Consider the following 9,016-nt stretch of genomic DNA (forward strand, 5'->3'; position numbering starts at 1 on the left):
TGCTTGGCGACTGCTCCGCCGATGGCACATGGCGCGCAACCGGTCAGACAGAACGCTCATGGCGGTCTCGTCCTCGTAGCCATCTTTTCGCGCATCTGTTGAAGCGACAAATGCACGAAGCCCTCTGCCAAAATTCGTCCTATATAATAGAACGATGTTTTTCTTTTTCTCTTGAGAGAAGATTGGTGCAAATTGCCCAACGCGTCAATGCGTTCGTAGAGTGCTTCAACATTGTCGCATCTCTCTGCATGGATGGTCGATAATCGTTCAACATTATGGTATGAAAAATGAGGAGAGAGGATACCACATGCAGCCGGTCCCAAGCGACGAGAGTGCTACTACAGATGGGCCGACAGCTGTCGGCAAGGCGCGCATTCAATCTATTGCTCGGGCAAAAGCCCTACTCGACGTGATGGCGGACGGAGGGTGGGTATCGCTCCGTGACCTCGCGGTCCGCACCGGCCTCGCAAAGACGACGGCCTTCAATCTCGTCAAGGCACTGGTCGATACCGGTCTTGCCGAGCGGAATACGCAGGCCGGCGCCTACCGTCTCAGCCTGCAGCATCTCGTCTATGGACGCGCGGTCGAACGTCGCCTCGATGTCAGCGCGGTGGCCCGTCCTCACCTCATCGCCGTGTGCGCCCTGACGCGCGAGACCGTGAACCTCGCGCTCCCGGGACCAGCCGATGCCGTCATTGTCGACAGCCTCGAAGGGAGCCATACCTTGCGGGTCTCGTCCTATTCGGGAACTCGCGCGCCGTATCACTCGACCGCCTGCGGCCGCGCCCTATTGGCTTGGCAGCCCAAACACTTCCGCCAGTTCATCTACGGCAACAGCACCTTGACCCCGTCGACGCGACACACCATCACTGATCCCGAGAAGCTTGAGGATGTGCTGGAGCACTGCCGCCGCGACGGCTGGACTGTCGAGATGGAGGAGAATGAACTCGGCAGCGCCTGCATTGCCGCGCCGATTTTCGGAGCATCCGGCGAGACAGTTGCCGCGGTAAGCATCGCGGGCCCGGCAGCACGCTTCGATCCAGACACTATCGCGAGTTACGGCGAAGTCCTTCTCACTTACCTGCCGCGCATCACGGCGGATTTGATCGGAAAGCCGGGTGCTTGAAAGCTTTTTATCGCGAATCTTGGATTCACTCCGAAACATGCCGGTGCGTATTGCTTAACGCTTATGCCGCGATCCGCCCAAACTGTTCGGCGAGCGAGGATTGAGCTCCACGGACAATAGCTGAAACCCTGATGCAAATAATTGCGACAGATCCGGCTGCTTTCGCATCGCGGCGGCTCTGAACTTTGACGTCGAGTACGAGCCCGTGCTGCTTGACAGCGCGCCAGAGCCAGTGCTTGCGGCTGTCGATGTTGATCACGACCTCGTCCAAGTGCCACTTGTCACCGGCTATCAGAAGACGGCGGCGGATCTGCTTGGCGAAGCTCTGCCCGAACCTCAGCGCCCATTGCCGCACAGTCTCATGAATGACCAGGATGCCCTGGCCATCAGCATCTCCTCAGCCATACGCAGGCTGAGGGGAAATCGGAAGTACAGCCAGATGGCGTGGCTGAGCACTTTAGCTGGAAAGCGGTGGCGGGCATAACGAGGAGCACGGATCGGCTTCATCCCTCACGGATAGCTCGATCCGGGTCACTCATCGGTTAAGTTGACGGTGCCACGGTGATCGCATCGGACTCATACCGTCCGCCGTCCTCAAGAATCTCGTTCAGGCCAATGACGTTGTTGAGTGTATCGAAGTCAGCCATCCGACCTGCGAACGGCTTGTTTGAGCCATTTGCCCTCAGGCTTGAAAAGTAGTCTTGCGCCTGATGCACAAGGGCGCGGACCAAACCGCCGGGGAAGATCACGATACGGAATCCGAATTGTGCCAGCTCACCGGCCGCGCTCACGGGCGTGCGACCACCTTCCACCATGTTGGCGATCAGCGGAACACGCTCTGAGAAGGTCCTCCCAATCGTGGCGAGCTCCTCGGTGTTCCGGGGAGCTTCAATAAACAGAATATCGGCGCCCGCCTCAAGATAGGCCTCTGCGCGATCCAACGCTGCGGTAAATCCGTCCACAGCAATGGCGTCCGTTCGCGCTGCGATCAAGGTTTCCCGATCACGACGCGCGTCCGTTGCGGCTTTGATCTTTCCAACCATTTCCCGCGACGAAATCAGCTTCTTCCCCGCAAGGTGCCCGCAACGTTTTGGAAACGTTTGATCCTCGAGCTGAATAGCGTTGGCCCCTGCGCGCTCAAAGACGCGCACGGTACGCTTAACATTCAGCGCATTTCCATAGCCTGTGTCGGCATCAACAATGATGTCGGTTTCGATCCTATCGCGGATCAATGCGATCGTGTCGGCCACTTCAGACATGGACACCAGTCCAATGTCCGGACGGCCGAGCTTGGTATAAGCGATGCTCGCGCCCGACAAGTACACGGCTTCGAAACCAGCTTGGGAAGCGAGATGGCCAGTAAACGCATCGTAGATACCCGGTGCGACGAGTGCATCCTTGCGTCCGACAAGGCGATGCCTGAGAGATTGCATGTTGTTGATCCTTATCTGCTTATACCGGGTTGTCGCTGGCCGGTGCCCAGATCCTACCGCTGCTTTCGCTGCGCCGCTCAAAAGTCATCCGATTCTCGTAAGTATCCGGTCGGTACAGACCAATGATGTACTCGACTGGTCGTTCGTCCCGATCGAAGACAACGCGTCGAACCGAAAGCAGAGGAGCTCCGGCGTCGGTCCCCAGGTAGCCTGCGATTTCGGGAGTCGCGAGTGTTGCGCTGATAACCTGTTCCGCTTTACCGACTTGTGCACCACCTCTTTCCAGAAGAACGAGGAGGGGGAGTTCGGTAAGATCGTCTCGAGTATAGGTGCGTCCGATGTCCTCAGGCACATAACTCACCAGGTGCGAGAACGTGCGTCCCTCCAAGCTGCGCAACCGGGCGACCTTCTGAACAGTTGCGCCAACCGGGAGTTCGAGCGCGGTCGCAACCTCGGGCGAAGCCGATACATAGTCGAAGGATAAAACCCGGACTTTCGTCTTCAGACCCATCGCGATAAGATTCTCAATTGAGCCTGACATGGACGCCTGAACTGGCGATGTCGTGGGGAGGGGGCGCGCGAACGTCCCCCGGCCGCGAAAGCGTTCGATCCGTCCCTCGCGTTCAAGCCGCTCCATCGCCTTGCGAACAGTGATGCGAGAGACCGAAAACTGCTCGGCGATCAGCTTCTCATTCGGCAATGCTGAACCAGCCGGAAATTCGCCCTCCTGAATCTGCTGGAGCAGTACCAGATAAATCTGGTGGTACTTCGGCCAAGGGCCGAAGTCGCTCGTTCTTTCCGCCAGATCGTTTTCCAAGTTATCGCCCTAAATCTATTTGCGTCCGATGTAACTGACGTGTCTATTGAGCCGCCGGCCACCGCCACGGCTCGGCAAGCCGATAAGTCGTCTCAAAAGCGTCGATGACAGCAAACCGTTCAGCAGTCTCCGCTATGTCATCAAGGCCAAGCAGTAGCCGACGGCGGCTCGGCTCATCGATCTCGAACGAAATCTGGAAGTTCGGATGAGAAATATGTTTGGATTCGAGATCAATACTAAGGGGTGCATCAGGTGCACTCGCGATGGCAGCCGTGAGTGTCGCGTGCGCCTCGGCATCCAATTCGACCGGAAGCAGGCCGTTGCGAACCGCATTGTTCCGGAAGATATCCGCGACTCTCGGCGCGATCACGGCCCGAATACCGTAGTCGACTAGCGCATACACGGCACCTTCCCGCGAGGAGCCGCATCCGAAGTTTGAGCCCGCGACAATGAAGCGGACGTCGTCACCTGCTTCATTGAGGGGAAATCCAGCGACTGGCGATCCAGCCTCGTCGAAACGCAGGTCATGGAGCAAAAAGTTTCCGTATCCGGCACTTCGCGGCTTTCGCAAGAACCGCGCAGGAATGATCTGGTCCGTATCCACGTTGTCCAACGGAAGGATAACGGCTTTGCCTTCGTGGCGTGTGAAAGGTGTCACGCTTGGACCTCCATGCGATCGGACCCGAGAGCGCGCACGTCGGTAATTCTGCCCGTCACCGCTGCCGCCGCTGCCATGGCGGGGCTTAGAAGATGAGTGCGTGCACCACGTCCTTGGCGTCCGGGGAAATTGCGGTTCGAGGTCGAGGCGCACCGCTTCCCGGCAGCCACAGTATCACCATTCATCGCCACGCACATTGAGCAGCCGCTGTCACGCCACGAGGCACCTGCAGTCAAAAAGATACGGTCCAAGCCCTCAGCCTCCGCTGCTCTCTTCACAGATCCTGATCCAGGAACAACGATTGTTGGGACTACGACTTTCCGATTAGTCATCACAGCAGCCGCGGCACGAAGATCATCGATCCGTGAGTTGGTACACGATCCGATGAAGACCTGATCAACCTCAACGCCCTCGATGGTCTGACCTTCCCGAAGATCCATATAGACCAAGGTATCTGAGAACCTTTCGTCCCCGTTAGTCGGGATCCGCCCATCAACCGGGATCACATGCTCCGGACTGGTTCCCCAAGTAACCATCGGCGCCACCCGTGCTGCGTCAATGTCGATTTCACGATCGAACACGGCACCCGGGTCAGTCCTCAAGACCGCCCAAGCCTCGTTCGCCTGACGCCAGTAGTCGTCTTTGGGGGCAAATCGACGTCCGACAATCCAGTCAATCGTCGTTGCATCCGGAGCAACCATGCCCGCACGGGCGCCAGCTTCAATCGTCATGTTGCAGAGCGTCATCCGTCCGTCCATTGACAGTGCCTCGATGGCCTCACCCGCATACTCGACGACGTGCCCGGTAGCTCCCGCTGTGCCGATCTGTCCGATGATATAAAGCGCTAGGTCCTTGGCACTGCAATATGGGCTAAGGTGGCCGCGTACTGTCACCCGCATAGTCCGCGGGCGCTTCTGCCAAAGCGTCTGGGTCGCGAGGACGTGAGCAACCTCCGACGCCCCGATGCCCAACGCGAATGCACCGAACGCTCCATGCGTGGCAGTATGGGAGTCGCCACATACGATCGTGAGTCCGGGTAGGGTTAAGCCTTGCTCAGGCGCCGCAACGTGAACGATTCCTTGGCGCTGGTCGCCGAGATCAAACAGATCAATCCCGTGCTCCGTTGTATTCGTCCGGAGAAGCTGGATCATCCGCCCCACTTCCGCATCTCTCGGCGGCGCCGAGTGGTCCGACGGAACATAGTGGTCAGCGACGCCGAACGTAAGTTCGGGATGCCGTACTGTTCGACCCGACTCTTTCAACTTTCCAAACGCATGGAACGATCCCTCGTGCACGAAGTGGCGATCGATCCAAAGCAGATCCTGTGCGCCGTCCCTGTCGATCACATGGCTGTCCCAGATTTTCGCAAACAGTGTACGAGGCCCAGTCATCTGATGCTACCTCCCGTCGGATTCACTCCGACTGGTTGCTTAACCCTCAGAACACCAATCAGACGCGGCAGCAGAGAGAGTGTAAGCAAGCCGATAATCGCAAGAGTGATAGGTCTACCAAGGATGAACCCAATGTCGCCGCCGCTCACCTGATAGCTGCGGACAAGCTCACCTTCGGCCATTTTGCCAACGAGGAGGCCGACGACTGCGGCAGCGACAGGGTAGTCATAGCGACGCATTAGCCAGCCAATCGCTCCTGAAACAACCACTGTAATTGGCCCCACCATATTGCTCGTCATTGCAAATGCACCGAGCACAGAAAGGACCATAACCAGAGGCGTCATAAGGCGCAGTGGAACTTTCACTATCGCGCCAGCGAAATAAACAAAGATTACGCCAATGATGAGAAGCAGCAGTGCTTGGGCCATATTCCCGAAGATCAATGCATAGACGATGTCCTTGTTCTCGGCGATGAAGCGAGGTCCGCCGGTGACGTTGTGGATTGCAAATGCTCCTAGGAGCACCGCTGTCCCAGCGCCACCTGGGAGACCGAGGGCCAGTAGGGTCACCATCGATCCACCTTCGGAGCTCGAATTCGCGGATTCCGAGGCGACAACACCCGTCGGATTGCCCTTTCCAAACGAGTCTGGGTTCCTAGCACGGCGCTTCGCGATACCGTAGGACGCTAGGTTCGCAATGCTAGAACCCACACCAGGCACCGCACCAATTCCGACGCCCAGCAGACTTCCTCGAAGTAGCTCCACCGGGTGGCGCAACGACTCGGCCATCCCAGCGAAGATTTTCCGAATGCTGACCACCCTGAGTGCCTCATCGCGCACGATGTAGTCCCGCCCAATCAGATTAAAGAGTTCCGAAGCCGCAAATAGGCCGATCAGCACCGGGATCACAGGAATGCCGTCGAGCAGGTACATCGAGCCGAAGGTGCCACGCATCTGTCCAGCATCGCTATAGCCGATGGTCGAGATCAGCAATCCGAATACACCTGCGGCAACGCTCTTCGCAAAGCTGCCGGTATTCAGTACTGCGATCAGTGTCAGGCCCCATAGCGCGACGAGCAACATTTCAGTTGGCCCAAGTCGCAGCACCCACTCGGCGATAAAGTCGACCGTCAACAGCAGGACAGCATAGCCGACAAACGTTCCGATCACGGAAGCGGCGAGGCCAAGCCCGAGGGCTTCGCTGTGCCGGCCCTGCTGAGCCATAGGATAGCCGTCGAAAGCGGTTGCCACCGCCGCGGACGTTCCCGGGATGTTCATAAGGATCGCCGGTACCGCTCCGCCGAACCCACCCCCTGTAAAGATGGAGGTGAGGAAAAGGATCGCTGGCAAGAAGTCCATGTAGAGCGTGGCTGGAAGAAACAGCGCCATCGCGATTGAGGTAGAGAGTCCCGGAATCGCACCGAATACGAGACCAATGAGAAGGCCCGGCGGCACGACGGCCCATGCGTGGAGATCCCCGAGCAGCGAGAAGCCGGCAAAGGCGGCGGTTGTATCGATCATGGCATCCTCGTCGGTATCGGCATTAGAGAAGGATGGTAGGCAGCGGCACGTCGAGAGCTGACACAAACGTCCAAACGACAACCACAGCGCAGGCTAGCGAGAAGCCGAGGACGACGATCGGACGTCGCTCGCCTTGAATGAGAAGAGCTGTCGCAAGGAAAACGAACGAGGCGATGTCAAAGCCTGCGAATGGAATGGCGGCGACGTAAACAGCCAGCGCCGCCATGAAGCTCAGTGCTCGAATATCCTGGGCCTTTCCGGCCGCCGCCTCATAAGCATCGTGGCGTCTCGCAGGAGCTCTCCAGTCCTCAATAACGGCAGCGATTAGAGCCGCAATCCCGATACCCGCGGCAGGAACGATCATCATCGAATCAGTCGCGCCACGCGCCTTGCTGACGACATCAAAGGCGTAACCAGCGAATGACGCTGCCACGGCAAGCGCAAAGATGGTTGCGCCGATGGGCCAAGCCCGGCGCTCGTTTCTGAGACTCTGCATTGGTCCATCAGCCTAGCGTTGAAATTGATTGCGGCTTACTTCAGCTCAGACGCGTATCGCGTCAGCGTCTCGTAGGCAGAGTCCACCAAGGCTTGGCTTTTTTCCGGGCCGACCCAATCCGCGCCCATGTTCGCTTTCTTCGCCCATTCCTGATACTCGGGGCTCTGTACCGTCTCGCGATAGGCATCGAGAAGGATCTTGTAGCGATCGGGATGGCTCTTCTTCATCGAAGCATGTACGATCGGACCCGTGACGTTGCCTCCGACGAGGGGCACAGCCTCGATACTCTGCTGCTTCAGCGCCTCGTTGAGCAGGGGAGCTCCCCAGTTTCCGGGATCGGTCTCGTTCACAACCGCAAGCACCCGGATCCGATCGCGGATTGGCTCTGCGGCTTCCGCTGCAAGGATTTCGAAGTCGACCTGATTTCCAGCAAGTGCTGTGCGAAGCGGGGCGCCACCGCTATAGGTTACGAAACGGACATTTTTCGGCGAGACTTTGAGCGCATCTAGGATCGCCATCGTCTGGATGTGACCGCCGTTGCCGACGATGATGCCAGAGGAAACCTTGCCTGGCTCTTTGAGCGCGGTAATAAGATCGCCCAGCGTCTTGTACGGACTGTCCTTGTTGACGGCCACGATGCCATAGTCATTCCACTGAGCATTGAGCAACTCGAAGTCGGACCATTTAACAGGTGCTCCGCTGACAAGAATAGCGCTGGCGAGATAGGGCGTTGCCTGCATGACCATAACGTGTGAGCCGTCGTCTGGCTGCTGTTGGAACCATGTTGCGCCAAGCGCGCCAGCTCCACCCGGCCGATTGACGACTTGAATGGGAACCCCAAGCCGTGGCGACATATGCTCGGCCAAGCCACGGGCCATTCTGTCGGCACTGCCTCCTGAATCAAAAGGAACAACAAAGGTCAGAGGGCGCGTTGGCCAGTCCTTTGCCTGAGAAGCTAGAGGGGAAAGACCGAAGGTGGCCGCCAACGCGGCCGTACCAACAGCCTTAGCGATCACCGCGGTTATACGGTTCAATTCAAACATGTTGCTCCTCCCCGAGCGTTGTGCGTGCCTGTTTTTGGGACTGCGGCTCCTATGCTCCATGATACTAATGTCATGTCAATAGGACATTTGGAGGAAGGAGAGAGAACCTCTGTCAAGCACCAGGATCTAGTTGGATCCGTCTCGAAGTCATCGCCGTTGAGGCGAGATGACCTAGTAGATCGGCAACAGGACACTATAGGTCATGTCGGGTGAAGTTATCGAATCAGAGGCAGCCGGTGAGCACTGCTAAAGCCTTCAGAACCTGATACTCGCACCCGCTATCGAAGACCACGAGTCTGCTCAGACATTAGTTTCTTTTGGATAGTATGGCTGGACGAAAGACCCCTAGCCTATACAATCAAGCAAGTGCTCCTAGATTGGCCGCAACCAAGCTGTGTTCAATGAAAGGAGCGATCAGTGGCACGAGCAGCAACCAAGACCTCGACCAAGAAAGCACCGGCCCGGAAGGCCGCCGCGACCAGGGCCAACGACAAGTCTGTGGCAAAGTCTGCGAAAACCTCAAAGCCCTCTC

The 9,016-nt window shown here is 57.8% G+C and carries 8 protein-coding genes and 1 pseudogene; 1 reads left to right on the forward strand and 8 read right to left on the reverse strand.

Annotated elements, in window-relative coordinates; translation table 11 throughout:
• Positions 1–307 precede the first annotated feature (307 nt).
• Positions 308–1,126, forward strand: coding sequence for an IclR family transcriptional regulator (locus ACFOYU_RS10900; RefSeq protein ID WP_377033549.1), 819 nt, complete (start codon positions 308–310; stop codon positions 1,124–1,126).
• Positions 1,127–1,280: 154 nt separating this feature from the next.
• Here ACFOYU_RS10900 and ACFOYU_RS10905 read toward each other — a convergent pair.
• The 8 genes and pseudogenes from ACFOYU_RS10905 to ACFOYU_RS10940 all read right to left on the reverse strand — a co-directional run.
• Positions 1,281–1,633, reverse strand: a pseudogene (locus tag ACFOYU_RS10905) (transposase); the annotation flags it as partial.
• A 35-nt stretch (positions 1,634–1,668) separates the two neighbouring features.
• Positions 1,669–2,559, reverse strand: coding sequence for an oxaloacetate decarboxylase (locus ACFOYU_RS10910; protein ID WP_377033550.1), 891 nt, complete (start codon positions 2,557–2,559; stop codon positions 1,669–1,671).
• 19 nt (positions 2,560–2,578) lie between these two features.
• Positions 2,579–3,376 carry a GntR family transcriptional regulator gene (locus ACFOYU_RS10915; protein ID WP_377033551.1) on the reverse strand — a complete coding sequence of 266 codons (798 nt, stop codon included), beginning with the start codon at positions 3,374–3,376 and terminating at the stop codon, positions 2,579–2,581.
• Positions 3,377–3,419: 43 nt separating this feature from the next.
• On the reverse strand, positions 3,420–4,034 hold the full coding sequence (leuD, locus tag ACFOYU_RS10920; RefSeq protein WP_377033552.1) for a 3-isopropylmalate dehydratase small subunit: 615 nt from the start codon (positions 4,032–4,034) through the stop codon (positions 3,420–3,422).
• Positions 4,031–5,425 carry a 3-isopropylmalate dehydratase large subunit gene (gene leuC / locus ACFOYU_RS10925; RefSeq protein WP_377033553.1) on the reverse strand — a complete coding sequence of 465 codons (1,395 nt, stop codon included), beginning with the start codon at positions 5,423–5,425 and terminating at the stop codon, positions 4,031–4,033. The genes leuD and leuC overlap by 4 nt, the downstream gene beginning before the upstream one ends.
• Positions 5,422–6,945: a tripartite tricarboxylate transporter permease gene (locus ACFOYU_RS10930; RefSeq protein ID WP_377033554.1), complete on the reverse strand. Its 1,524-nt coding sequence runs from the start codon at positions 6,943–6,945 to the stop codon at positions 5,422–5,424. Before ACFOYU_RS10930 ends, leuC begins: the two co-directional genes overlap by 4 nt.
• Before the next feature lie 22 nt (positions 6,946–6,967).
• Positions 6,968–7,441 (reverse strand): tripartite tricarboxylate transporter TctB family protein, encoded by a 474-nt coding sequence (locus ACFOYU_RS10935; protein ID WP_377033555.1) that lies wholly within the window; start codon positions 7,439–7,441, stop codon positions 6,968–6,970.
• A 35-nt stretch (positions 7,442–7,476) separates the two neighbouring features.
• Complete coding sequence (locus ACFOYU_RS10940) at positions 7,477–8,484, reverse strand: Bug family tripartite tricarboxylate transporter substrate binding protein (protein ID WP_377033556.1); 1,008 nt, start codon at positions 8,482–8,484, stop codon at positions 7,477–7,479.
• Between the last annotated feature and the right edge of the window lie 532 nt (positions 8,485–9,016).

It is taken from the genome of Microvirga sp. GCM10011540 (assembly GCF_042650665.1).
Lineage (GTDB): Bacteria > Pseudomonadota > Alphaproteobacteria > Rhizobiales > Beijerinckiaceae > Microvirga > Microvirga lenta.

Bases quoted from the DNA above. Each gene is read 5' to 3' on its own strand.
- leuC (WP_377033553.1), bottom strand. From the start codon at position 5,425: ATGACTGGGCCTCGTACACTGTTTGCGAAAATCTGGGACAGCCATGTG.
- ACFOYU_RS10900 (WP_377033549.1), top strand. From the start codon at position 308: ATGCAGCCGGTCCCAAGCGACGAGAGTGCTACTACAGATGGGCCGACA.
- ACFOYU_RS10910 (WP_377033550.1), bottom strand. From the start codon at position 2,559: ATGCAATCTCTCAGGCATCGCCTTGTCGGACGCAAGGATGCACTCGTC.
- ACFOYU_RS10940 (WP_377033556.1), bottom strand. From the start codon at position 8,484: ATGTTTGAATTGAACCGTATAACCGCGGTGATCGCTAAGGCTGTTGGT.
- ACFOYU_RS10930 (WP_377033554.1), bottom strand. From the start codon at position 6,945: ATGATCGATACAACCGCCGCCTTTGCCGGCTTCTCGCTGCTCGGGGAT.
- ACFOYU_RS10935 (WP_377033555.1), bottom strand. From the start codon at position 7,441: ATGCAGAGTCTCAGAAACGAGCGCCGGGCTTGGCCCATCGGCGCAACC.